We start from the raw sequence: 24,699 nt of genomic DNA, 5'->3' as shown, positions 1-24,699 counted from the left end.
CGTCATGGGATACGAGCTGCGCGTGGTTCGTGAGTCGCCGCTCGCCTTCGCCGAGGTCGCGAAGGCGATCGCGCCGGCCGGATTCGAGCTGCGCGGGTCTGACGAGATCGCGGTCGGCGACCACGGCATCGGCACGTGGCGCGGACAGATCGTGGGCGAGCCCGCCTCCGACTGGCACCTGGCCCAGCTGCTGCGGCTGGCGGCGGCGGTCGGCGGCAGGCTGATGGGCGAGGACGGCGAGTCCTACGCCGTGCGCGACGGCGTCATCGAAGTGATCGCCGACGGTGTCGCCATGGAGGTCGGCAAGTTCGACCAGATCGTCGCGGCGGGACCGGCGTCGTGGTAGACGCGTTCGCCGAGCGCGTCCTCGACGTGGTCGAGCGCATCCCGCCCGGCAAGGTGATGGCCTACGGCGACATCGCCGAATACCTGGGCGAGGGCGGCCCGCGCCAGGTCGGCAAGGTCATGTCCACCTGGGGCGGCGGCGTCCCGTGGTGGCGCGTGGTGCACTCCGACGGCACCTGCGCGGCCCCCGACCACCTGGTCCGCTGCCTGGCCCGCTGGCGCGAGGAGGGCACCCCGCTGCGCGGCGAGCGGGTGAACATGCGCGAGGCGCGCTGGGACGGGCGTCCAGCGAACTTTCATTAATCGTCCTGACCTGCACCGGTACGCGCAGTGGGAACCCGGCACCGGTGACTCCCATTACCATGGGCACAACAGTGATGGCGGTCCGAAAGGCGGTGCCTCCCCGATGGCCACCGGCGTCACAGCCACGAGCCCGGGCGGCGACACGGCCGCCGATCGCATCAAGGCTGTCCAGGACCTCTGTGACCGGGGTGAACCGCTCGAAACGATCATGGCAGCGGTCGCCGTGGAAGACGCGTCCGACGTGCTCAGCGGACCGCTCGGCGGGCGCATGGACCAGGCGATCAGACGCGGTCCCGCCCGGCGGCGCGAGCTGGTCGAGCTGCTGCGCCCCTTTCTCGCAAAGGTCGACCCGAAGGTCAAGCGCGACCTGCCCGTCGCCCGCCGGCTGCTGTGCCATCTGATCGAGCACCGGCCGGTCGAGGAGCTCGTCGACGGCGAGACCCTGGTCACCGTCGTCACCGCCGCGGCCGAGCCGTCCAGGCGCATCCGCAAGGGCCTGCGCTGGTACGCCGACCTGCCCTTCCGTGACGAGCTTTCGCCCGACCTCTACCGGCTGCGTCGCGCCGACCTGGTGCCCGTCACCCACATCGACGACATCGTCTGGGAAGACGGCAAGCTGCGCGTGTCCGGGTTCGCCTACCTGGCCGGGCTGTCGGTCCGCAGCCGCCGGTTCAACCGGGCGACCGTGATGCTGCGCGGTCCGCGCTGGCTGCCGCCGGTACAGCTGCGCACCCGGCGGGTCCTGGCGCCCGAGGCCACCCACGGGGCGCGCGAGCCCGGCTGCAACTACGACTGGTCGGGCTTCACCGCCGAGCTGAGCCCGTGGGCGCTGCGCTGGCGCGGTGCCGTGCGCGGGATCGTGTCGGGGGTGCGGCGACGGCTGCGGCATCGGCCCGCCGTACACGACACCACGACCTGGCGGGCCGAGATCGTGTTCTGGAGCCGCGGCGCCAGGGCGACCGGCCTGCTGCGCGGCGCCGCCGTCGGCCGCACGGAGCGGCCGTCCGGGCTGCGGGTCAAGCCGGGCTGGTGGGTGCGGCCGGTGTGGACCTCCGACCGGGCGCTGCAGGTGGTGCTGCAGCCGAACAGGGCCGAGCTGACCGGCGTCTCCGTCGACGGCGAGCGGCTCGAACTGAAGATCTTCCTGCCGGGGCGGAGCGTGACCAAGGGCCACGCCAGGCTCGGCGGTCACCGCATCGCGGCCGACTTCACGCCCGGACCCGAGGGCACGACCGTGAGCGTCGGGCTGGCCGTGCCCGCACTGCTGCAGGAGAAGGACGGGCGGCGGCTCTGGGTGGAGCCCAAGGGCGACCCCGCCGCCTCGGTCATGCTGGGCGACCTGGTCGAGACGCGCACGCCGGTGGGCGACCGCGAGATCACCGTGCTCGGCGACCGGCGCGACCGCGTGATCGTCTCGGCCCACCGGATCCGGCCGGTGATCACCTCCGCCGTCTGGGAGGAGTCGACGCTGGTCCTGCGCGGGCGCTATCCCGACGCGGCCGGCCCGCGGTCGGTGACGCTGCGTCACCGTTCCGGCCTGTCCTATACGGTGCCCATGGACCGCTCCGATTCGGCATGGGAGATCCGCCTCGAGCCTGGGGCGATGGACCGGTTCGGCGAGCGCGTGCCGCTGTCGTCCGGCACCTGGAACCTGTCGGTGCGGCACCCGTCGGGCGAGATCGTGCCGGTCCGGATGGACCACGGCGCGCTGGCCGGGCTGGACGAGGCACCGCGCACGGCCGGCGGCCACAGCATCCGCATGCTGTCCACGCGCTTCGACGTCCCCGTCATCATGGTCGAGGAGGTACGGCCGGCCGACGAGAAGGGCGTGGCGGGCACACACGTGCTGCGGCGCGTCTTCTACCCGGCGCAGCGCTCGGAGCCGCTGACCCACGCGACCGTCTACGCCGTCAACGATGGCCGCCTGTACGCCGACAGCGTGCGCGCCATCTACGAGGAGCGGGTGCGGCGCGGCGACGACCGCGAGCACCTCTGGATCGTCAAGGACGGGGCCTTCGAACCCCCGCCGGGCGCCAGGGCCGTTCGCGCGGGCAGCAGGGAGCACCACGAGGCGCTGGCGCGCTCGCGCTACATCGTGACGAACTCCTTCCTGCCGGCCTGGTTCCGCTCCCGCGAGGACCAGGTCGTGGTGCAGACCTGGCACGGCACTCCCGCCAAGAAGGTGGGCAACGACCTGCCGCACATGAACCGCGACCCGCGCCCGCCGGTGTGGCACCGGCAGGTGGCCGAGGTGCGCGGATGGGACGTGCTGCTGTCGCAGTCGCCGTGGGCCACGCCGATCCTGCGGGAGGCGTTCGGATACAAGGGCGAGGTGCTGGAGAGCGGGCTGCCGCGCAACGACGTGCTCGGCTCACCCGACCGCGACCGGCTCGCCGCCGAGGTGCGCCGGCGGCTCGGGCTGGCCGAGGGCAAGCGGGTCGTGCTGTACGCGCCCACGTGGCGCGACTACGACCGCAAGAACGCGATGGTCAAGCTGGACCTGGCCAGGGCCAGGCAGGTGCTGGGAGCCGACCACGAACTGCTGGTCAGGGCGCACCCCATGCAGGCCATGCCCGCCGTTCCCGACATCGCCCACGACGTCACGACTTATCCCGATATCGCGGATCTTTTGTTGATCGCGGATGTGCTGGTGACCGACTACTCGTCCGTCATGTTCGACTTCGTGGTCACCGGGCGGCCGATCGTGTTCTACGCCTACGACCTGGCCAAGTACTCGACCAGGCGCGGGCTCTACCTGGACCTGGCCGAGCAGGCGCCCGGCCCGATCCTGTCGACCTCGGCCGACGTGGTCGAGGCCCTGCGCGACATCGACGCGGTCGCGGCCGCCCACGCCGACCGCTACGACGCCTTCCGCGCCACCTTCGCCCCCCGCGACGACGGCAAGGCCACCGCCCGCGTGGTGGACCACATCTTCTAGGGCTGCCCCAGGAAGTCGTCGATCAGGTCGGCGATCATGCCCGCGCCGCGGGAGTTCTGGTGGACCAGGTCCGTGGTCAGCTCCAGGCGGCGGCTGCGCGCGATGGCGTCGAAGGATCGGCCCAGCAGGAAGTGCTGCGTCGCCGCCCGCCCCTGGATGCTCCGGCCGTCGCGGTAGCTGACCTTCGGCGTATGCCCGGCTTTCCGCAGGTGCGCGAGCTGGCGCTCGTTGAGCGGGAGGTAGGTGATGCCCACTTGCTTGGCGACCTCCCGCACCGCCTCGGCGTACTCGATCGAGCGCCGCACCGAGGGGGAGTCCGGGTCCTCGCCCAGCGTCGGAGGTGACAGCAGCCCGATCCTGGCGTGGCTCTCGTCGAGCAGGCGCCGGGCGATGGCGGTGAGGTTCTCCCGGTACCAGGCGATGGTGGGACGGGCGGGGAGCTTCTTCATCCGGGTGAACATCCGCACGTTCCGCTCGGTCATGCTCGCGTTGACGTCGTTGGTGCCGAGCAACACCGTGACCGCGTCGGGGTCCTCGGCGATCACCGCGTCCAGCCGCCGCAGGCCGTTGTAGGCCAGGTCGCCGTTGACCCCCGCGTTGACGAACAGGTCCTTGGGCCTGCGGCGGCGCAGCTCTGCCAGGTAGTCCGCGCTGACCTGGGCGCGGGTGATGCTGTCGCCCAGGCAGACGATGCGAAGTCCAGGTGAGTAAGTGTTCACTCACCCAGACTACATCTAGCAGAAGGCGGTCCCGAAAGCGGCGAACAGGTCCTTGTCCGACTTCGGGGTTCCCGTGACGTACAGGGTTGCCGCACGGCCGGAACGGTCACGGCCGCTGAGGACGCGGACGCCGGGCAGGCCGCCGTCGTGCATCCAGACTGGTCCGCAGGCCAGGCGGTAGGAGTACACGCCGAGCCCGTAGCGGGAGCCGGGCGGGTCGTAGGCGGGCACGGCGCCGGCCATCATCGTCTTGATCGTGGCGGTGGGCAGCTTCTGCCAGAAGCGATTCAGGTCGTCGGGCGTGGAGACCAGGCCGCCGGAGGCGCCGAAGAGGTAGCCGGGCTCCAGCGTGGTGTCCACGACCTGGCCCTGGTGCTTGGGGTCGAAGGGGTTCACGCCGTAGGTGTGGGCGTGTTCGCCGCGGATGCCCATCTCGCCCTGCCGGGGCCAGTAGCTGTGGGCCAGGGGCTTCAGCACGTCGTCGCGGGTCACCGTACGGAAGTCCTTGCCCGTGACCTTCTCGATCAGCATGCCGGCGACCAGGTAGTTGGTGTTGGCGTAGAACCACTTCTGGCCGGGCTCGCCGACCGGCTTGGCGTCCAGGGCCAGGCGGAGGAAGTCGGCCTCGCCGCCGGGCTTGGCCGGGTCGATCAGCGTCCAGTACTCCGGCAGGCCGCTGGTCTGGCCCAGGATCTGCCGCACCGTGATCGGCCGGCCGTCGAGCAGGCCTGGCGCGTACTTCTCCACCGGCGCGTCCAGCTCGATCTTGCCCTGCTGGACCAGGCGCATCACCTCCGCCGCGATGATCGGCTTGGTCACGCTGGCGATGCGGAAGTGGGCGTCGGCGCCGACCATCGGCCTGCCCGTGCCGCGCTCGGCGGTACCGGACGTCCAGGTCCGCACCTGGCCGTCGGGCTCGCGCACCGACAGCACCGCGCCCGCCATCCCGTCCCGCGTGGTCAACCGGTCCAGCCCCGCCTGTACGGCCGGCTTGGCGTTGCCGGCCTGCTTGGCGGTGTCAACGGCGGCCAGCGCGGGGGAGGCAGCACCGAGAAGGGCGATCGCGGCGGCGGCCGCGGCAAGAAGTCGCTTTGTCATGCCTCAATCCTCGGCAAGAAGCGAGGCAAGATCAGTCACGCCGGCAGGCATCACGAGGGTGGGGTCAGCCCTACCCAGGCTGCCTGCCGGAACGGGCACCCCGGGATGCGGCCTACGATGCGGCGTTGCGGCCGGCAACTGTCACCGACTCGCCGGAGGCGCCGGGCGCGGGCCCTCAGCCGAAGTGCGGTGGGCGGCCGGTGGGTCGGCTCGCCGTGCAAGAGTCGTGAAATGCCCGGCGCGGCGGCCAGCGGCGAGAAACCTGTGCCGCTAGCTTGGCTAGAACGGTCAAGTCGGCACGATCTACCCCTGTGGTCTGGTGGAATCTAGTGTTGTGAGTGGTCAGACCTGGCGGCTGGTGCGACGTGGGGACGGGGGACCCGTTGCGCCCCCTGTGCTCGACGCATACCAGCGTGCCGTGGTCGAACACCAGAGCGGACCGTTGCTCGTCCTCGCAGGTCCCGGCACAGGCAAGACGACCACCATCGTCGAGAGCGTGGTCGACCGCATCGAGCGGCGCGGCGTCGACCCTGAGCGCGTCCTGATCCTGACCTTCAGCAGGAAGGCCGCCGGGGAGCTGCGCGAGCGCGTGACCGGGCGGTTGCGGCGCACGACGCGGACGCCGCTGGCGCTGACGTTCCACTCCTACGCCTACGCGCTGCTGCGCCGCGAGGCCGTGCTGGCCGCCGAGCCGCCGCCGCGGCTGCTGACCGGCCCCGAGCAGCTGCTGGAGATCCGGCGGCTGCTGCACGGCGAGCTGGAGGACGGCGCGCTCGACTGGCCGCTGTCGCTGCGCGAGCCGCTGAAGACGCGCGGGTTCGCCGAGGAGCTGCGCGACTTCCTGTCCCGCGCGGCCGAGCAGGGTATCGAGAGCCGGCGGCTGGTCGAGCTGGGCTTGGAGTACGGCAGGCCGGACTGGGTGGCCGCCGGGCGCTTCTCGACGCGCTACCAGGATCGCTTCGACCTCGACCCGGAGCCGTCGCTTGACTACGCCGAGCTGATCCGCGCCGCGGCGGGGCTGCTGGCCGATCCCGAGGCGCGGCGGCGGGAGCGGGCCTCGGTCGACGTGGTGTTCGTCGACGAGTACCAGGACACGGACCCCGCCCAGGAACTGCTGCTGCAGCAGCTGGCCGGCGATGGGCGTGACCTGGTCGCGGTGGGGGATCCGGATCAGTCGATCTACGGGTTCCGCGGGGCGGACGTGCGGGGGATCCAGAAATTTCGTGAAAGGTTCCGGACAGTCGACGGGCGTGACGCGCCGGTGCTGGCGCTGCGGGTGTGCCGCCGCAGCGGGTCCGGGCTGCTGGAGGCGTCGCGGCGGGTGGCCTCGCGGCTGCCCGCCGCCCCGGGCGCCGCGGCGCATCGGGATCTGCTGCCGCTGCCCGAGGCGGACTCCGGAGAGGTACGGGTCCTGCTGGCCGACAGCGTGAGCCAGGAGGCGGCCGTGGTGGCCGACACGCTGCGGCGGGCCCACCTCATCGACGGGGTGCCCTGGCATCGGATGGCGGTGCTGGTACGGTCGGCCACGCGTCAGGTGCCGTTGCTGCGGCGGGCGCTGGTCAGTGCCGGCGTGCCGACGATGGTGGCCGGCGACGAGGTGCCGATCGCGCAGGAGCCTGGAGTCCGGCCGTTGCTGACGGTGTTGCGGGTGGCGCTCGATCCTGCGGCGCTGGACGAAGGGGTGGCGGAGGAACTGCTCACGGGGCCGCTGGGCGGGACCGACATGATCGGGGTCCGGCGGCTGCGGCGAGCCCTCAAGATCGCCGAGAACGAGGCGGCGTCCCTGGAAGAGGTCCCAGAGGACGCCGTGCCCGGGGTTGGGCGGGACGGGGTGCGGTCGTCGGGGGAGTTGCTGGTGGCGGCCGTGCGGGATCCGCGGGGGCTGGCCCGGATCGAGGGGCACGTCGCGTTGCCCGCCGAGCGGGTGGGCAAGCTGCTGGCGGCGGCGCGGGAGGCGCTGGAGCTGCAGGGGACCGCCGAGGACGTGTTGTGGGCCGTCTGGCACGCCAGCGGCCTGGCCGAGCGGTGGACCGAGATGAGCCTGTCCGGTGGGGCCCGGGGAGCGCAGGCTGACCGGGATCTGGACGCCGTGGTGGCGCTGTTCGACCATGCGGCGCGGTTCGTGGACAGGATGCCGAAGGCAGGACCCGAGGTGTTCCTGGACGATCTGGCCTCGCAGGAGATCCCAGGAGACACGCTGGCCGAGCGGGCGCCCGACGGCGACGCCGTACGGGTGCTGACCGCCCACCGGTCCAAGGGACTGGAGTGGGACGTCGTGGTGGTGGCGGGCGTGCAGGAGGGCAGCTGGCCGGACCTGCGGCTGCGTGGCTCGATGCTGGGCGCCGACGACCTGGTCGAGCTGGCCGAGGGCGCCAAGCCGAACTCCGCGTCGCTGGCCTCCAAGCTGCTGGCCGAGGAGCGCAGGCTGTTCTACGTGGCCGCCACCCGGGCCAGGAAGCGCCTGGTGGTGACCGCCGTGGGCGGCGAGGACACCGACGAGCGGCCGTCCAGGTTCCTGTCCGAGCTGATGCCGGGCGCGGTGGAGAACGCCACCGTGGACGACAGAGCGAGGTGGCTGAACATGTCCGCCCTGGTGGCCGACCTCCGCAGCGCAGTCACCGATCCCACTAAATCGGCAAAAGTCCGGCAGAAGGCGGCGCAGCAGCTGGCGAAGCTGGCCGCCGCCGGCGTCCAGGGCGCGCACCCCAACGACTGGTACGCCCTGACCCCGATCTCCGACGACCGCCCGCTGAGCTGGCCCGACGACACGGTCAGGATCTCCCCGAGCGCCGTGGAGAGCTTCACCAAGTGCGGCCTGCGCTGGCTGCTCGAGACGGCCGTGGGCGCCGCGGGCACGAGCACCGCGCAGGGCCTGGGCAACGTGATCCACGCGCTGGCCGTGCTGGCCGCCACCGACCTGCCCAGCGAGGACCTGCTCGGCAGGCGCCTGGACGAGATCTGGAACGAGCTCGACTTCGGCGGCGTCTGGTTCAACCGCAAGCAGCGCCAGGTGGCCGAGCAGATGATCGCCAAGTTCCTGCGCTGGCACAAGGAGAATCCCCGCGAGCTGGTCGCCCTCGAAGAGGCCTTTGTCGCGAAATTTCGGGACAACGTGGAGATCAGGGGCCGCGTAGACCGCGTCGAGCGAGACTCCCAGAACAGAGCCGTGATCATCGACCTCAAGACCGGCTCGAGCAAGCCCAAGAGCGGCGACCTCGACCACCACCCCCAGCTGGGCGTCTACCAGCTGGCCGCGCTGCTGGGCGCCTTCGCCAGGCACGGCATGACCGAGCCGGGCGGCGCCGCCCTGGTCCAGCTCGGCAAGGCGGGCGGCAAGAACGACGCGCTCGAGCAGAAGCAGGGCGCGCTCGCCGACGACGCCGACCCGAAGTGGGCCGAGAGCCTGGTCGACACCGTGGCGACAGGCATGTCGGGCCCGTTCTTCCAGGCCAAGGTGAACGACGGCTGCCGCACCTGCGCCGCCAAGGCCTCCTGCCCCGTCAACGACAACGGGGGCCAGGTGTGCTGAACCCGATCGAACTCGCCGACAAGCTCGGCATCCTGCCACCCACCAGGGAGCAGGCCGCCGTCATCGAGGCCCCGCTCGAACCCATGGTCGTCATGGCGGGCGCCGGGTCGGGCAAGAGCGAGACAATGGCGGGCCGGGTGGTCTGGCTGGTGGCCAACGGCCTGGTCAGGCCGGAGAACGTGCTCGGGCTGACGTTCACCCGCAAGGCCGCCGCCGAGCTGGCCAACCGCGTCCGCGAGCGGCTCAACGGCCTGGCCGAGGCGGGCCTGGTCGAGCCCGAGGTGCTCGACAACGAGCCGACCGTCTCCACCTACCACGCCTACGCCGCCCGCCTGGTCACCGACCACGCGCTGCGCGAGGCGCTCGAGCCCACGATGCGCCTGGTCACCCCGGCCGTCTCCTGGCAGCTGGCCTCCCGGGTGGTGGCCATGTACGACGGGCCGATGGACAAGATCGAGCTCGGCCCGCCGTCCGTCACGGCGGCCGTGCTCGAACTGGCGGGCGAGCTGTCCGAACATCTGCGCACAGCGGGCGACGTGCGAAGAGTGGGCGAGTGGCTTGCCCAGAAATTTCAGGAAATACCTGGGAAAACCATCGCAGCCCAGCGCAAACCCCTCACCGTCCAGGACGCAAGGCAACAGCTCCTCCCGCTGGTCGAGGCCTACGAGCGGCACAAGCGATCCCGCGAGGTCATCGACTACGGCGACCAGATGTCCCTGGCCGCCAGGATCGCCGCCAACCACAAGGAAGTCGGCGAGATCGAGCGCTCCTGCTTCAGCGTGGTGTTGCTCGACGAGTACCAGGACACCAGCCACGCCCAGCTCGTCCTGCTCAGGAGCCTGTACGGCACGGGCCATCCGGTGACCGCCGTGGGCGACCCCTGCCAGTCCATCTACGGCTGGCGCGGCGCCTCGGCAGGCAACCTCCGCCGCTTCTCCCAGGACTTCCGCACCAACGCCGGGGATCTCGCGCCCGTGCGGCAGCTGTCGGTCAGCTTCCGCAACGGTGACCGGGTTCTCGACGTGGCCGCCAGGGTGCAGCTGCCGCTGCGGATGGAGGCCCGAGAGGTCCCCGTCCTGGTCCCCGGCGACAACAGGAAGGACAGGGGCCGCGTCACCTGCGCCTTCCACGAGACCGCCGAGGACGAGGCCGCCTGGATCGCCGACGGCATCGCCAGGATCATCGGCCAGGAGGTGGCGCCCGACGGCCTGCCGTGGGGGGACAAGGAGCGCAAGAAGACGCTCGCCGTACAGCCGCAGGACGTCGCGATCCTGGCCCGCAAGCGGTCGCAGTTCCCGGCGCTGCGCAGGGCGCTGGAGGAGCGCGACATCCCCGTCGAGGTGGTCGGCCTGGGCGGCCTGCTGACCGTGCCCGAGGTCAACGACATCGTGGCCACGCTCAGGGCCCTCTACGACGCGACCGCGGGCGACGCGCTGGCGCGGCTGCTGGCCGGGCCGCGCTGGCGGATCGGGCCCGCCGACCTGCGGGTGCTGGGGGAGTTCGCGCGCGAGCTGAACCGCGAGTCGCGCGACAGCCGCAGGGAGAGCGACCCGCTCGACCAGGTGGTGGCCGACCTGGCGGAGGAGCGCGGCAGCCTGGTCGACGCGCTGGACGAGCTGCCCGACAGGGAGGAGTGGCTGACGGCCTTCTCGCCGCTGGCCAGGACCCGGCTGGTCGCGCTGGCGCTGGAGCTGCGCCAGCTGCGCGCGCACACCGCGCAGCCGCTGCCGGACCTGATCACCGAGGTGGAGCGCAAGCTGGGCCTGGACATCGAGGTGGCCGCGCGCGGCGGTACGGCCAGCGCCTTCGCCGCCCGGGCCGACCTGGACGCCTTCCTGGACGCCGCCTCCCGCTTCGCCGGTGACTCCGAGGATCCGACGCTGGGGGCGTTCCTGGCCTACCTGGAGGCGGCCGAGAGCGAGGAGTTCGGCCTGGAGGCGGGCCGCGTCGGCGAGAGCAACAGCGTCAAGCTGATGACCGTGCACGCCTCCAAGGGCCTGGAGTGGCCGGTGGTGGTCGTGCCGGGGCTGTCGCAGCTGGTCAGCTCGAAGGGCACGATCACGACGGGCAGCATGTTCCCCGCCACGCCGGTCACCAACAGCCGGTGGACGGAGAACCCGCGCAAGCTGCCCTACCCGCTGCGCGGCGACGCCGCCGACCTGCCCCGGCTGAGCGGGCTGACCAAGCAGGACCTGGCCGCCTTCGACGAGCAGTGCCGCGAGCGCGACCTGATGGAGGAGCGGCGCCTGGCCTACGTGGCCGTCACCCGCGCCCACTACCACCTGATCGCCTCCGGCTACCGCTGGGGCAGCGCCACCAAGCCGCTGGAGCCGTCGGACTTCCTGCTGGAGATCCGCGACACCGCCGACAAGGTCGCCGCGTGGGCGCCGGAGCTGGCGGAGGGCGCCGCCAACCCGCTGCTGGCCGAGCCCGCCGAGGCGGCCTGGCCCGTCACCCCCGAGGGCCTGCGCTACGAGGCGGTGCTGGACGGCGCCCACCTGGTGGAAAGCGCCCTGGCAGGCATGCTCGAACCCGCCGAGGACGAGCCGCTGCGCGGCTACGACGAGGAGCGCATCCGCGCCTGGGAGCGCGACACCGACCTGCTGCTGCGCGAGCGCGAGCAGCATCGCCGCGAGGGACAGACCACGGTCGAGCTGCCGTCGAAGCTGACGGTGTCGTCGCTGGTCACGCTGGCGACCGACGCCCGCGAGCTGGCCCGCAGGATCCGCCGCCCGGTCCCGATCAAGCCGGCGCCGCTGGCCAGGCGCGGGACGTCGTTCCACAAGTGGCTGGAGTCGCGCTGGCAGCAGCAGCGCCTGATCGACGACTTCGAGCTGGACCCGCTGTTCGAGGAGCCGGAGGAGGCCGACGTACGGCTGGCGGAGCTGCAGGGCCGCTTCGAGGAGAGCGAGTGGGCCGGGCGCAAGCCGCTGGACCTGGAGGTCCCGTTCGAGACGATGATCGCTGACCGGCTGGTGCGCGGCCGCATGGACGCCGTCTTCCAGCTGCCCGACGGCTCCTACGAGGTAGTCGACTGGAAGACCGGTGCGCAGCCCACCGGCAAGCGCGCGCGGGGCGCCTCGGTCCAGCTGGCCGCCTACCGGCTGGCCTGGTCGCACTTGGCCGGGGTCCCGGTCGAGCAGGTCGGCGCCGCCTTCCACTATGTGCGCTCGAACGAGACCGTCCGGCCGGTGGACCTGCTCGACGAGGCGGGCCTGGTCGAGCTCATCGAGTCGGTGCCTACCCGCTCAGGTAGCGGAAGGCGGGCTTCGGGTGCATGAGGAAGTCGTGGTGGGAGATGTTCCACGCGTAGGCGCCTGCCATCCCGAACACCACCGTGTCACCCACCCGCACTGAGGTCACGATGTCCCGCGCGAAGACGTCCTTGGGGGTGCAGAGCTGGCCCACGAGCGTGACCGGCTCCTCCCGCACACCGGGCCCGTCGCCGGTCGGCAGGACGGTGAAGGGCTGGTCATGGCCCTTGGTCACCGGGGTCCGCAGGTGGTGGGTGCCGCCGAGCACGATCGCGTACGCCTGGCCGCGGACCCGCTTCACGTCCACGACCCGGGTCACGTAGTACCCGCAGTAGGCGGTCAGCGCCCTGCCGGGCTCGATCCGCACGGTCTGCCCGGTACGGCGCAGCAGGGGGACCCGCCTGCCGTACTCCTCCCAGTCGAAGGTGGTGTCCGGGTCGGCGTAGGAGACCGCCATGCCGCCGCCCAGGTTGACCTCGTCGTGCGCGGTGTCCAGCAGGATCCCCGCCAGGCGGATCAGCGCGGCGGCGTCCAGCCCGCTGGCCAGGTGGGCGTGCAGGCCGCGCAGCCGTACCCGGTCGGTGAACAGCGGCCGGCACTCCTGCACGCCCGCCTCGTCCATGCCGAACGGGCCGCTCATCGTCAGCGCCGCGCCCTCGACCGGCAGGTCGGGGTTCACCCGGAGCAGCACGTCGGCCTCACGGCCGGTGGCGACCAGCCGGCGCAGCTCGTGCGGCGACTCGACGTGGATCCGGTGGGCCGGCAGTCGCAGCTCGTCGTCGGTCTTGCCTGGGCCGCCGAGTGCGAGGGGTTTGCCGGGGAAGAGGGCACGGACGTGGGCGTGCTCTCCGCCGGAGGAGACCTCGAAGCCGTCCACGTGGGGCTCGATGACGCGCAGCAGCTCGGGGTCGGGGTTGGCCTTGACGGCGTAGTACAGCTCCAGGTCCCGTACGGCCTGCCGTACGCGCCTGACGTGGGCGTCCAGGGCGGGCAGGTCGTAGACGTAGGCCGGGCACGGCAGGTTCTCGGGGACGATCATGCCAGCGGGTTGGCGATCGGCACGTACCCGGCGGCGCGGTCGGCGGCGCGGGCCCAGCGCACCGACAGGTTCGCCTTGGCGGGCAGCGGCGCGCCGGCCAGCAGGTCCGACAGCGGCAGCGGGCGGCCGAGCGACTCGGCGTGCCGGTCCAGGACGCCGCGTGCGATCAGCCACAGCTCGCGCAGCGTCCCGTCGTCGGGCGCCAGCGTGGCGGCGATCTCGGTCAGATTGTTGACCAGCAGGCAGTACACCACCCTGGCCCAGCCGCGCTCGGCGTCGTAGGTCAGCGCCTCGGCTACCCGGGGTGGCAGCCCGGACAGGTCGTGGCGGCCCGCGACGAGCTTGGTGCCCTCCAGGTCGCGGAAGACCGCCTCGACCGGCATGCCCTCGTAGTCCAGGCCGACCAGCACGTTCTGCAGGTGCGGCTCGAGCACGACGCCGTGGGTGAAGTACAGCTCGAGCACCGGCAGAGCGACGGCCTCGACATAGGCGGCCCACCAGCGGGCCGGGTCCACGGCGGGCCTGTCGACGGCCCCGGCCAGGACGGGGGTCACGCCCGGCGAGCAGACCGACCACGGGCTGGCCCGCACGATCACGCCCAGGCCCTCCAGGTGCCCGGCCGCGGACCGGTAGCCGGGCTCGGGGAGCCAGCGGGTGCCGGGGAAGCGCGCCGTCACCTCGGCGAACGCGGGGGCCAGGCGCCGGGTGAGCTCGACGGCGCCGGTCAGCTCGTACCAGGCGTTCTTGCGCACGCAGTTGGTGATGCGCACGTCGAGGCTGAACTTCAGGCAGGCCCCGGCGTCAGGGGAGTAGACGGTCCTGACCGACGAGGTGGGCACGACCGTCGGCCCGGGCCCCAGGTCGATCAGCTCGCCGCCGAACCCGGGCGCCAGCAGGTCCAGTTGCCACGGATGCGCGGGCAGCAGCCGGTATCCGGGCGGCGCCTGGCCGAGCAGGTCGAGGACCGAGGCGTCGCCCTCCTGGGCCACCGCGTCCGCCCGCACGCCGAGCAGCCGCAGCGGGAACTCGGCGTGCGTCTCGGGCGCGTAGCGCAGCCAGGCCCCGTCGCCGCCGCGTGCCTTCGGGCTCGGGTGGAACGGGTGACCGTAGACCAGCGCCTGCTCCGAGGCCAGCCACGGGTCCTGCGGCGGGGTGGCCGCGGGGCGCGCCTCCAGGATCGCCGCCAGGGCGGCCCTGCTGGCGGCCACCTGCCCGGCGAACTCGGCGTTGCCGTCCCCCAGGTCCGTGGCGGCCAGCCGTACCAGATCAGCCACCGACAGCGGCGCCCAGGCGCCGCGCACGAGCCGCTCGGGCGGCGCGTCGAAGCGCAGCGCCGCGCCGCCGCGCGCGCGGACCCGCAGCAGCTCGCCGCCCACCCGCAGCAGCAGGTACGGCGGGGCGGGCCAGACGTGGCCGCGCGGCCCGGCCACCTCGCGGATGCAGCAGCGCAGCAGAGCGGCCAGCGTCGCCTCCTCCGCCAGCGCGGCAGGAGAGTCGAGGACCAGGCTGTTCACGTCAAGCTCTCCTCAGGTAGTTGGGGCCGCTGGTGCCGTAGTACTTGTTGACGTCGCGGGCGCCGGTGCGCTCCTTGGGAACCAGGGTCCCCGCGGTGATCATGGATTTGCCGGTGAGCCGGGCCGCCTCCAGCGTCCTGGCGCGCAGCAGCCTGGCCATGGGGTCGTCGCCGTACTCGTCGAGCGCGGCGGCGAGCGTGTCACGCAGCAGGGCGGCCGCCCGCTCGTGCGGCAGCAGCCGGAAGGCCACCGCGGCCGCGGCCAGGTGCAGTGTGATCGTCACGAACACGTCGGCCAGCGCGTGCGGGTCGTCGGTCAGCATCCGCTCGTCGGAGAAGGTCGGCACCTCGATCCCGGCCGCGCGCAGCCTGGTGGGCGAGGCCAGCAGGCCGTCGTTGTCCTTGACCAGCAGCTTCAGGCCGTCGGCCAGGACCAGCGACAGGTTCTGCTGGTGCGCCTCCAGCGCGACGCCGTAGCGGACGAAGAGCCGGACGTTCCACACGAACAGGATGCGCAGGTAGGCGGGCAGGAGCCGCCGATCGGACAGCCCGGCCACCGGCACGATCTCGCCCTCGGGCAGCCGGCGCGTCATCCAGGCCAGGTACTCGTGGCCGGAGTGCGCGTAGGTCTGCTCGTCGGCTATCAGCACGTCGGGATCGGCCAGGTCGCGCAGCAGCAGCTCGGCCCTGGCGCCGTCCTCCAGCGTGCCCGGCTTGATGGAGCGCCTGTTGCGGACGCCGAGCGTGCTGATCGGCAGGGGCAGCTTGAGATGCGTGCGCGGGTCGAGCTCCACGGTCCGCATCGACAGCGTGGGCCGCACGCTCACGCGCGGCTCGTCCGACAGGACGACACCGTCGATCTTCCGCACCTCGGCGACGGTCAGCGGGTGGACGGGGAACTCCTCGGCGAACCCGGGCACTTTCGCCCATCGCAGCTGGAAGGACGGATAGAACTCCGGCGCGTAGGCCGGAAGATCCTGTATCGACATCCCCACCCGTGCCCGAGATGTCGGATAGATCGGGTGGTCATGGAAGGCGGCCAGCGCCTCGGGCGACGGATTCCTGGCCAGCACCTCATCCCGGTGGCGGTCGTGCAGCTCCAGCCCGGCCAGCGCCGCGGCGCACTCCAGGGTGAACGCCTCCACCTCGTCACCCGGATCGGCCACCGCGCGCAGGGTGTCGAGCACCTCGCCCAGGCGCAGCCGCTCGAAGGAGGCCACCACGAAGTCCTGGAACAGCACCCCTGGCACGAGCCTGACCAACCGCCCGCCGGCCAGCGTCACCGACACGCCCTCGCGGTCGCGCCTGACCCGCGACGACAGCCGCCCGTAGTCCTCGCGCAGCAGCGCGTTCAGCACCCGAGCGGCCAGATACCCCTCCCGCCCGCTCACCCGACGACCCATGGCCGCGCGGCCAGGAAGGACTCCACGGCGCCGTCCACCCGCGCCCTGTCCGGCCCGACGGCCCGCACCACGCCCAGATAGTCACGGTTGGTGTGGGTCAGCTCGACCACCTCGCCCACGGACCGCAGGGGCCTGTGCCAGAGCCGGACGCCCTCGACGTCCAGCTCCACGCTCTCCGGCGCCGCCAGGATCGTGCCCGCCCGATCGGCGACCAGGCTCACCGCACTCCCGTATCCCGACGTCTGGGGAAGGCCGGGCACCGGCTCCCCGAGATGCACCCGCAGGATCCACTCGAACAGCGGCACCCCGAGCAGCTCGGCCAGCAGGAAGTCGCAGTGGTCCCCGATCACGCGGTAGTTCACCTCGATGATCCGCGGCCCGTCGGCGGTCTCCACGAACTCGGTGTGACACGCCCCGAACCCGACCCCGAGCGCGCCCAGCGCCCGCAGCACGTGCTCGAAGGGCCCGTCGGGCGCCCAGTCCAGCCGCTCCTCCACGAAGTACGGCGGCGCCCCCAGCGTCGTGCGGAACCCGCCGAGCACCCGGACCCCGTCCGCGTCCCCCAGCGTCTCCAGCGTCCGCAGCGGCCCCTCCAGGTACTCCTCCACGACCAGCGCCTCGCCGGGCCGCCGCCTCCTGATCAGCTCGACCGCCCGCGCCAGATCCCGCTCGACCAGCATCACGTCCTCGCTGGCCACCCCCTCGCGCGGCTTGACCACCACCGGGTACGGCACGCGTTCCGGCACCGGGTCGTCCGGGGCCAGTCGTACCGAGCGGACCTGTTCGACGCCGGCCAGGGCCAGCTCGCGGCGCATGAGCGCCTTGTTCTTGGCCGCGACGCAGGCGCGCCAGTCCTTACCCGGCAGGCCGAAGTAGGCGGCGGCCAGTGCGGTCTCGGCCTGGATGTGGTCGGAGTTGGAGAAGATCGCGTCGGGCCTGCCCAGGTGGGCGATCGCGTCGATCACCGCGCGCGGGTCGCGCACGTCGCAGGCCACCGCGTCCGGGTGCTGCTCCGGCCGGTCGGTGAGGAACGTCACCTGGCAGCCCAGCGCCCGGGCGGCGGGCAGGAACCCGTGGGTCACCGAGTCGGTCGGCTTGAGCGCGGTCAGGTAGAGCCGCAACGGCGTGACACCTCCGAGACTAGGTAAGGCTTACCTAACTCGCCAGATCCTAGCCCTTGGACGATCACCTCGCTGCCGGTACTGCGTAACCGGTCGCTAACGGCGGGGTCATAGGATGACATGGGACTGGGAAGGATGGGGCCTGTGGAGACGAGCGCGGAAGAGCAACTGATCGGACCGCTGCTTCTCGCACGAGGCACCATAGACAGGTCCTCGGCGTTGCGTGGAGACGGCGCATGGCTGGAGCGCGCCTGGCACGATCCAGCCAGCCAGGTGCTGGTGATCGACGATGGGCGCACGCTCGTGCGGCGCGACGGCGACGAGGTTCACGCCGTGCTGTTCGCCACTGCCGAGGCGCCCGAGGGCGAGCGCTACCTGCTGGGTGTCGAGGGCGGGGTGGCCTACTTCGCGGTCGCCGCGCCGCTGCCGGGCGTGCCGGGCCCGGAGGCCAACGGCCGAGTCACGATCCCGCTCAGCCTGCGCGACACGCCGGAGGGCGAAGTCGTCGCGGCCGGGCTGCGCCAGGTGGGCGGCCTGCTCGGCGACCGCGACGCCGGGCTGCTGGTCTACGCGGTGGCGCTGGAGGCCTGGCACTCCTCACACGAGTACTGCCCGCGCTGCGGCACGCGCACCAGGGTCGAGGCGGGCGGCCACATCAGGGTCTGCCCGCGCGACGAGAGCCAGCACTTCCCGCGCGTCGACCCCGCGGTGATCATGATGGTGCGCGACGCCGACGACCGCTGCCTGCTGGCCCGTGGCCCGCAGTGGCCGGAGGGCCGGCTGTCGGTGCTGGCCGGGTTCGTCGAGCCGGGGGAGTCGCTGGAGCACGCGGTCGTGCGCGAGGTAGCCGAGGAGGTCGGCGTCACCGTCGTCCACCCGCGCTACCTGGGCAGCCAGCCCTGGCCGTTCCCGCGCAGCCTCATGCTCGGCTTCTTCGCCGACGCCGTGACGACCACGCTGACGCCGGACGCCGAGGAGATCGCCGAGGCCAGGTGGTTCACCCGCGACGAGCTCCTGCAGGCCATCCAGTCGGGAGAGGTACGGCTCCCGCCGCCGGTCTCCATCGCCCGCCGCCTCATCGAGACCTGGTACGGGGGCCCCTTGGCGGGCGACTGGTAGGCCACGGTAGCTCAGCGTATATTCGAAGACACCTTCGGTAACGAGAGGCTAGAATCATGGCCATGAATGAGGAACACATCCAGGAAGTCCTGGACCTTGAGCGCCAGAAGCTGGCCATCCAGTTCGCCGCAACCGAGGTGCGGATGGACGACAAGATCAGGGCCTCTGAGAGGCGCATCATCGATGCCGTCACGGGTGCGATCACCAATGCGGTGGTCGAGCTCAAGGGTGACATCATGTCGGTCGAAACCGGGCTCCGCACGGAACTCGCCGGCGTACGCACGGAACTGGCCGCTGTCGAGAGCAGCCTCAAGGGCGACATCGCCCGGCTGGAGCAGAAGATCGACAATCACGTCCACTGACGGGAGGACCTGAGTGCTGATACCACCCAGGTCCTCGTTGAGATGGTAGCCATCGAGTCCTCGGCCTATCAGGCGGGGGGCTCGATGGCGTCTCAGGCGGCGCTTTCCAGGAGGGTCTTGACCTCCATCACCGACGGGTTGGTCCGCACGACCCGCCCGTTGGGGGTGTCGATGACCACCGTCGGCACGGTCTGGTTGCCGTTGTTGACGCTCATCACGAACGCGGCCGCGTCGGGGTCACGCTCGATGTCGATCACGTCGAAGCTGATGCCTTCCCGGGCCAGCTGCGACTTCAGTCGCTTGCACGGGCCGCACCAGGTCGTGCTGTAAATCGTGAGCGCCATGTCAGGGAATCCCTCCAAGGTCAGGAGAACAGGCGCTCCGTGCAACACGTGAGGCCTCTTCGTCATTCCTAACCCACGCGATCGGCGATCCACTTTTGCACTCGCTCAGCCACGCCGGGCTCCTTGTACAGGGCGGTGCTGTGCTCGATGCCGGGCGAGGTGACGATCGTCACAGGCACGCCGACCTGTCCCAGCATCTCCTTGAGCAGGCGGCTCTGGGCGGGCGGCACGAACTCGTCCTGCGAGTGCACCGACAGCATCGGCGCGTCCTTGCGGCTGGCGTGCCAGGCCACTTCCATGCTGGCCCACACCCGCGAGCACTTGCCCTTCGGCTCGCACCCGCCGGCCAGCTTGATCGCTGCGGTACGGAGCTTGCGCTTCTCGGGATCGGCGGCGTTCAGCCCGTCGGCGTAGGCCTGCAGCGGCGAGATGACAGGCGAGAGCCCCACGACGCCCTTGAGCCCGGGCTGGCCGTCGCCGTACGTGCCCACGGCGGCCGCCAGGTGCCCGCCCGCGGAGAAGCCCACCACCACGTAGTTGTCGGGGTCGAAGGACCAGCGCTCGGCGTGCTTGCGGGCCAGCGCGATGGCCGCCAGCGCGTCGGTGCGCTGCGCGGGCCAGGCCGCATCGCCGGACAGGCGGTAGTTGACGTTGAAGACCGTGTAGCCGAGGTCGGCGTAGCTGCGGGCGATGTCAGTCATGGACCTCTTGTCGCCGCCGGCCCACCAGCCGCCGTGGATGACGAAGACGCCCGGGTGCTTGGACCCGTCGGCGGTCCACCAGACGTCGAGATCCTGTCGGCGGCTCGAACCGTAGGAGACGGTCTCACCCTCGAGCCCGCCGATCCCGAGAGGGACGGGCGTGGGCTCCTTGGCGGCCTGCGCTGCCGCGGGTGTGAGCGCGATACAAGCGAGCACGAGAGCGCTCACGGAAACCGCAGTGCGCACGGCTCCCCTTTCCCCAAGCACATTGTCGGGCCCCATTGTGGAGGACATGACCGTCACTTTGCACCTTGATGGTGGTGAACAATGGCACCTTCCACCGCCACCGGCTGGGAGGATGAACGGGTGAACAGCGATGTCCTGGCCGGGCTCGACCCGGAGCAGCGCGAGGTGGCCGAGGCGGTGCGCGGGCCCGTCTGCGTGCTCGCGGGCGCCGGCACGGGCAAGACCAGGGCGATCACCCACCGGATCGCGCACGCCGTGCGCACGGGCGCCGTCGAGCCTTCCAGCGTGCTGGCAGTGACGTTCACCACACGGGCCGCGGGGGAGCTGCGCCAGCGGCTGCGGGCGCTGGGCGCGCCCGGTGTGCAGGCCCGCACGTTCCACGCGGCGGCGCTGCGGCAGCTCACCTACTTCTGGCCGCGGGTGATCGGCGGCGAGGCGCCCTCGGTGATCGAGTCGAAGCTGCCGGTCCTCGGCGAGGCCTACCGCAGCGTCCGGAAAAATCCGGACCGGTCCGAGATGCGGGACGTGGCCGCCGAGATCGAGTGGGCCAAGGTCACCCAGATCGGCCCGGAAGACTACGTGACCGCCGCGGCCAAGTCGTCCAGGACTCCGCCGATCCCGGCCGACGAGGTCGCCCGGCTCTACGAGGCCTACGAGCGGATCCGCCGCGAGCGCCACCTGATCGACTTCGAGACCATCCTGGAGCTCACCGCCGCGGTGATGACCGAGCACCAGGAGGTCGCCGCGCAGGTCCGCCAGCAGTACCGCTACTTCGTCGTCGACGAGTACCAGGACGTCAACCCGCTGCAGAAGCTGCTGCTCGACACCTGGCTCGGCGGTCGCGACGATCTGTGCGTGGTCGGCGACCCCAACCAGACGATCTACTCCTTCACCGGCGCCACGCCGCGCTACCTGACGGGCTTCTCGGTCGAGTACCCCAACGCCGCGGTGATCAAGCTGGTGCGCGACTACCGCTCGACCCCGCAGGTGGTCGACCTGGCCAACCTGGTCATCGCCAAGTCCCGTTCGCCGCACCGGCTCGAGCTCATCGCCCAGCGCGACGACGGTCCCAAGCCGGCGTTCTGCGACTACGACGACGAACCCGCCGAGGCGGCCGGAGCGGCCCGGCAGATCAGGAAACTGCTCGACAGCGGGGTGGACTCCCGGGAGATCGCCATCCTCTTCCGCACCAACTCCCAGTCGGAGGCCTACGAGGAGGCCCTGACCAAGGCCGATATCCCGTACGTGGTGCGCGGCGCCGAGCGCTTCTTCGAGCGCCCCGAGGTACGGCAGGCCGTCGTCCTCGTGCGTGGCGCCGCCAGGTCCGAGTCCGGCGCGCCGATGGCGCACGAGGTCCACGACATCCTGTCCGGGATCGGCCTCACCCCGTCGCCTCCCGGCGGCGGCAAGGCCAGGGAGAAGTGGGAGTCGCTGAAGGCCCTGGCCGACCTGGCCGAGGACATGGCGGCCGAGGGCGCGGACATCTCCGGATACGTCGCCGAGCTCGAGCGCCGGGCCGCCGAGCAGCACGCGCCGCCCGTCGAGGGCGTCACGCTGGCCAGCCTGCACTCCGCCAAGGGCCTGGAGTGGGACGCGGTCTTCCTCGTCGGCCTCACCGACGGCATGCTCCCGATCATCTACGCCGAGACGCCGGAGCAGTTGGAGGAGGAGCGGCGGCTGCTCTACGTCGGCATCACCCGTGCCCGCCGGCACCTGACGCTGTCGTGGGCGCTCTCGCGTGCCCCCGGCGGGCGCAGGTCGCGCCGCCCGTCCCGCTTCCTCGACGGGCTCACCGGCCGTCCCGCGGCCCGGCTCCGCAGCACTCCCGTCGCGGAGCGCAACCAGGTCGCCGCCCCGGTCAGCTGCCGGATCTGCGCCAAGACCCTGGTGCGCGCCGCCGAGCAGAAGCTGGGCCGCTGCGCCACCTGCCCCGCCGACTATGACGAGGCGCTGCTCGAGAGCCTGAAGTCGTGGCGGACGGGCACGGCCAAGGAGGCCAAGGTCCCGCCGTACGTGATCTTCACCGACGTCACCCTGCAGGCCATCGCCGAGCGCATGCCCACCACCGAGCAGCAGCTGCTGTCGATCGCCGGCATCGGCCGCGTCAAGCTCGAGAAGTACGGCGAGGCCGTGCTGGCCTTGTGTCGCGACGTTCAGTCGTAATAGCTTTAGTTACAATGAGTGCGAACAGCCGGTTTACCGTGGCCATCCACGCCCTCGCGTGGATGGCGCTGGTGCAGCCCAGGCGCCAGGGCAGGGTGATGACCTCCGATGAGATCGCGGGCAGCGTCAACACCAACCCGGTCGTCATCCGCCGCATCCTGGGCCGGCTCCGCGAGGCCGGCCTGGTCGTGTCGCAGCGCGGCCACGGCGCGGGCTGGCTCCTAGCCCGTGATCCCGCGGCGATCGACCTGGCGGCGGTGTACGACGCGGTCGAGGACGCCCCGCTCTTCGACCTGCACGCCACTCCGCCCAACCCGACCTGCCCCGTCGGCAACGGCATCCAGCCGGTGCTCAAACAGACCTACGGCAGGGTCGCCACGGCCCTGCACGCGGAACTGGCCACCACCTCGATCGCCGACGTCCTGAAGGACACGCTCATCTGACCTTCCCCGCGTCTTCTCTGTGTTTTCCGCGATCTTTGATGTAACCATTTTAGTTACGACAGGAGCGTTTCGTGTATCGTCCCTTGATCGTGCTCGCCCTCGGTGTGTTCGCCGTGGGCACCGACAGTTTCGTCATCGCCGGGATCCTGCCCGAGATGGCCACCTCGCTGGGCGTCAGCGTGACGATCGCCGGGCAGCTGATCACCGCCTACGCCCTGGCGTACGCGATCCTGTCGCCCGTCATGGCCGCGCTCACCGGCAGCTGGCCCCGTAAACGGGTGCTGCTGCTCGGCCTGACCGTCTTCACCCTGGGCAACCTGGCCACCGCGTTCCTGCCGGTCTTCGGCCTCGTGCTGGCGGGGCGGGTCGTGGCCGGACTCGGCGGCGCTCTGATCAGCCCGACGGCCACCGGCACGGGCGCCGTGCTCGCCCCACCGGAGAAGCGCGGACGCGCCATCGCCGTGGTGATGACCGGCCTCAGCGCGGCCACCGCCCTCGGCGCGCCCATCGGCACCGCCGTCGCCAGCCTGACCGGCAGCTGGCGGGCGACGCTGCTGCTGATCGTGGTCCTCAGCGTGATCGGCATGATCGGAGTCGCCTGGCTGCTGCCCGCCGTGCCCGGGTCCGAGCCCGTCGGCCTGCGGCAGCGCCTGGCACCCGTGGCCGATCCTCGCATCGCGGTCACGCTGCTGACCAGCCTGCTGCTCTACACCGGCCTGTTCACCGTCTACTCCTACATCAGCCTCAGCTTCGCCCGCGCCACCCACGGCAGCGGCACCACCCTGGCCCTGCTGCTGTTCATCTGGGGCACGTCCGCCACTGTGGGAACGCTCGTCTCCGGCCCGCTGATCGACCGCCTCGGCAGCCGCCGCGTCATCAACACCGCCATCGCCATGGCCGCGATCGACTTCGCCCTCCTGCCCTGGACCAGCGCCAACGTCGTCACGGCCGCCCTCGCCCTGGTGATCTGGGGCCTGGCGGGGTGGGGCGCCATCGCGCCGCAGACACACCGCCTCCTCTCGGTACGGCCGGCCGCCGCCCCCATGCTCACCGGCCTCGCATCGTCCTCGGTCTACGTCGGCGTATCAGCGGCGGGCGCGGTCGGCGCTCTTGGTGTCGCGTGGGTGGGCCCCTACCTCCTCGGCCCGTTCGGCGCCGTCCTGATCGCCCTGGCCTTGGCAGCAGCCGAATCCGCCAACACCCTGATCCGCCACCGCACCCCCACCTCCCCACCCACCCCCGCCCACACCTAACCCCACCCCTCCGAGCCCCCGCCTCCCGCGCCCGGCCTCGGCTCCGGGCCCCACGCCCGCATGCCCCCGCCCTGCGCCGGGCGCCCGCTCTGGCACCGACACCCGCATGTTCCACGCGTTGCGCCGGGATCCCCGGCTCTGGCTCCAACGCCCGCATGTCTCGCGCCCTGCGCTGGGCGCCCGCTCTGGCCCCGACGCCCGCATGTTCCACGCGTTGCGCCAAGACCCCCGGCTCTGGCTCCAACGCCGCATGTCCACGCCCTGTGCCGGGACCCCGGCTCCGGGCCCAACGCCCGCATGTCCCGCGCCCCGCACTCACCTCTCACCGGCGAGGCCGAGCCTGACTCCCGCGTTCGGCTCCGGTCTACGCGACCGCTAATCGGCCGCTCCCGACATCCCGGACCTTCGCTCGTCTCCCTCCTCGCTCCGGCACCTGGTCTCGCCACTTCGCATCCGACTCGGGTGCTCGTGTTCCTCGACAGTCGCTGCCTGGACCGGGGGGTTCGGATTGCCTCTCGCCCGCCTGGACGGGGCCGCGCCTCGTCAACGCCCCAGGACGGTCTGCGCTTCGCCGCTCCGGGGATCCCGGGTTCCGGTTCTTGCCTTCGTGGTGTCGGGTTCGGGTCCCGGGGACGTGGGTTCCGGTTCTTCCGAGGGGTCGTAGCGGCGGCCGGCCACGTCCTGCTATCCGTAGCGTCTCCCTGGACAGAGCCCAGCCCCGTGCGGCGGGTGGCGGTTGTGGGGCTTGCCGTACGAAGGGTCAGGAAGGGCAAGTGTCGGCGGGCTGCCGTGCGAAAGGTCCCTGG

Annotated in this window: 18 protein-coding genes; 10 read left to right on the top strand and 8 right to left on the bottom strand. The window is 71.8% G+C overall.

What is annotated here, in order from left to right; translation table 11 throughout:
- Nucleotides 1–4: 4 nt before the first annotated feature.
- The 3 genes from ACIBHX_RS21075 (at nt 5) to ACIBHX_RS21065 (ending at nt 3,586) form a co-directional block, all read left to right on the top strand.
- On the top strand, nt 5–346 hold the full coding sequence (locus ACIBHX_RS21075; protein WP_397068836.1) for a hypothetical protein: 342 nt from the start codon (nt 5–7) through the stop codon (nt 344–346).
- Nucleotides 340–648, top strand: coding sequence for an MGMT family protein (locus ACIBHX_RS21070; RefSeq protein WP_397068835.1), 309 nt, complete (start codon nt 340–342; stop codon nt 646–648). Before ACIBHX_RS21075 ends, ACIBHX_RS21070 begins: the two co-directional genes overlap by 7 nt.
- A 103-nt stretch (nt 649–751) precedes the next feature.
- Complete coding sequence (locus ACIBHX_RS21065; RefSeq protein ID WP_397068834.1) at nt 752–3,586, top strand: CDP-glycerol glycerophosphotransferase family protein; 2,835 nt, start codon at nt 752–754, stop codon at nt 3,584–3,586.
- Here the strand turns inward: ACIBHX_RS21065 and ACIBHX_RS21060 are convergent.
- Both ACIBHX_RS21060 and ACIBHX_RS21055 read right to left on the bottom strand, forming a co-directional pair.
- Nucleotides 3,583–4,305 (bottom strand): SGNH/GDSL hydrolase family protein, encoded by a 723-nt coding sequence (locus ACIBHX_RS21060; RefSeq protein WP_397068833.1) that lies wholly within the window; start codon nt 4,303–4,305, stop codon nt 3,583–3,585. The genes ACIBHX_RS21065 and ACIBHX_RS21060 overlap by 4 nt on opposite strands.
- A gap of 15 nt (nt 4,306–4,320) precedes the next feature.
- On the bottom strand, nt 4,321–5,403 hold the full coding sequence (locus tag ACIBHX_RS21055) for a serine hydrolase domain-containing protein (protein WP_397068832.1): 1,083 nt from the start codon (nt 5,401–5,403) through the stop codon (nt 4,321–4,323).
- A 334-nt stretch (nt 5,404–5,737) separates the two neighbouring features.
- Between ACIBHX_RS21055 and ACIBHX_RS21050 the strand changes: the two genes are divergently transcribed.
- Both ACIBHX_RS21050 and ACIBHX_RS21045 read left to right on the top strand, forming a co-directional pair.
- A complete protein-coding gene (locus ACIBHX_RS21050; protein WP_397068831.1) occupies nt 5,738–8,932 on the top strand; it encodes an ATP-dependent helicase in 3,195 nt (1,064 codons plus the stop codon).
- The gene (locus ACIBHX_RS21045) at nt 8,926–12,213 is read left to right on the top strand and encodes an ATP-dependent helicase (protein WP_397068829.1); all 3,288 of its coding nucleotides are present in this window, start codon (nt 8,926–8,928) and stop codon (nt 12,211–12,213) included. Before ACIBHX_RS21050 ends, ACIBHX_RS21045 begins: the two co-directional genes overlap by 7 nt.
- Here ACIBHX_RS21045 and ACIBHX_RS21040 read toward each other — a convergent pair.
- Genes ACIBHX_RS21040 through ACIBHX_RS21025 form a run of 4 tightly spaced genes read right to left on the bottom strand, consistent with a single transcriptional unit; the run spans nt 12,173 to nt 17,262 of the window.
- A complete protein-coding gene (locus tag ACIBHX_RS21040) occupies nt 12,173–13,225 on the bottom strand; it encodes a type III PLP-dependent enzyme (RefSeq protein WP_397068827.1) in 1,053 nt (350 codons plus the stop codon). The genes ACIBHX_RS21045 and ACIBHX_RS21040 overlap by 41 nt on opposite strands.
- Complete coding sequence (locus ACIBHX_RS21035) at nt 13,222–14,739, bottom strand: IucA/IucC family protein (protein WP_397068826.1); 1,518 nt, start codon at nt 14,737–14,739, stop codon at nt 13,222–13,224. The genes ACIBHX_RS21040 and ACIBHX_RS21035 overlap by 4 nt, the downstream gene beginning before the upstream one ends.
- 1 nt (nt 14,740) lies before the next feature.
- Nucleotides 14,741–16,129 carry an IucA/IucC family protein gene (locus ACIBHX_RS21030; RefSeq protein WP_397068825.1) on the bottom strand — a complete coding sequence of 463 codons (1,389 nt, stop codon included), beginning with the start codon at nt 16,127–16,129 and terminating at the stop codon, nt 14,741–14,743.
- Nucleotides 16,126–17,262, bottom strand: a complete 1,137-nt coding sequence (locus tag ACIBHX_RS21025) for an acetyl-CoA carboxylase biotin carboxylase subunit family protein (protein ID WP_397068824.1) — start codon at nt 17,260–17,262, stop codon at nt 16,126–16,128. Before ACIBHX_RS21025 ends, ACIBHX_RS21030 begins: the two co-directional genes overlap by 4 nt.
- Nucleotides 17,263–17,406: 144 nt before the next feature.
- On the opposite strand from ACIBHX_RS21025, the gene nudC reads away from it, so the two are divergent.
- Together nudC and ACIBHX_RS21015 are read left to right on the top strand one after the other, a co-directional pair.
- On the top strand, nt 17,407–18,381 hold the full coding sequence (gene nudC / locus ACIBHX_RS21020; protein ID WP_397068823.1) for an NAD(+) diphosphatase: 975 nt from the start codon (nt 17,407–17,409) through the stop codon (nt 18,379–18,381).
- A 56-nt stretch (nt 18,382–18,437) separates the two neighbouring features.
- A complete protein-coding gene (locus ACIBHX_RS21015; RefSeq protein ID WP_397068822.1) occupies nt 18,438–18,743 on the top strand; it encodes a hypothetical protein in 306 nt (101 codons plus the stop codon).
- 92 nt (nt 18,744–18,835) lie between these two features.
- On the opposite strand, the gene ACIBHX_RS21010 is transcribed toward ACIBHX_RS21015, so the two are convergent.
- Together ACIBHX_RS21010 and ACIBHX_RS21005 are read right to left on the bottom strand one after the other, a co-directional pair.
- Entirely contained in the window at nt 18,836–19,087 is a 252-nt protein-coding gene (locus tag ACIBHX_RS21010; RefSeq protein WP_397068821.1) for a mycoredoxin, read from the bottom strand.
- A 68-nt stretch (nt 19,088–19,155) separates the two neighbouring features.
- Nucleotides 19,156–20,016: an alpha/beta hydrolase gene (locus tag ACIBHX_RS21005; RefSeq protein WP_397068820.1), complete on the bottom strand. Its 861-nt coding sequence runs from the start codon at nt 20,014–20,016 to the stop codon at nt 19,156–19,158.
- Nucleotides 20,017–20,154: 138 nt separating this feature from the next.
- Here ACIBHX_RS21005 and ACIBHX_RS21000 point away from each other — a divergent pair, with 138 nt between their 5' ends.
- The 3 genes from ACIBHX_RS21000 to ACIBHX_RS20990 all read left to right on the top strand — a co-directional run bounded on the left by ACIBHX_RS21000 (nt 20,155) and on the right by ACIBHX_RS20990 (nt 23,893).
- Nucleotides 20,155–22,197, top strand: a complete 2,043-nt coding sequence (locus ACIBHX_RS21000; protein WP_397068819.1) for an ATP-dependent DNA helicase UvrD2 — start codon at nt 20,155–20,157, stop codon at nt 22,195–22,197.
- Nucleotides 22,198–22,211: 14 nt separating this feature from the next.
- Nucleotides 22,212–22,640 (top strand): Rrf2 family transcriptional regulator, encoded by a 429-nt coding sequence (locus tag ACIBHX_RS20995; protein WP_397068818.1) that lies wholly within the window; start codon nt 22,212–22,214, stop codon nt 22,638–22,640.
- A 71-nt stretch (nt 22,641–22,711) separates the two neighbouring features.
- Nucleotides 22,712–23,893, top strand: a complete 1,182-nt coding sequence (locus tag ACIBHX_RS20990) for an MFS transporter (protein WP_397068817.1) — start codon at nt 22,712–22,714, stop codon at nt 23,891–23,893.
- The last annotated feature ends 806 nt before the right edge of the window (nt 23,894–24,699 follow it).

The organism is Nonomuraea sp. NPDC050536, from assembly GCF_044457685.1.
Lineage (GTDB): Bacteria > Actinomycetota > Actinomycetes > Streptosporangiales > Streptosporangiaceae > Nonomuraea.
The sequence above is the reverse complement of the archived record's forward strand: the minus strand, read 5'-3'. Positions and strand labels throughout refer to the sequence as shown.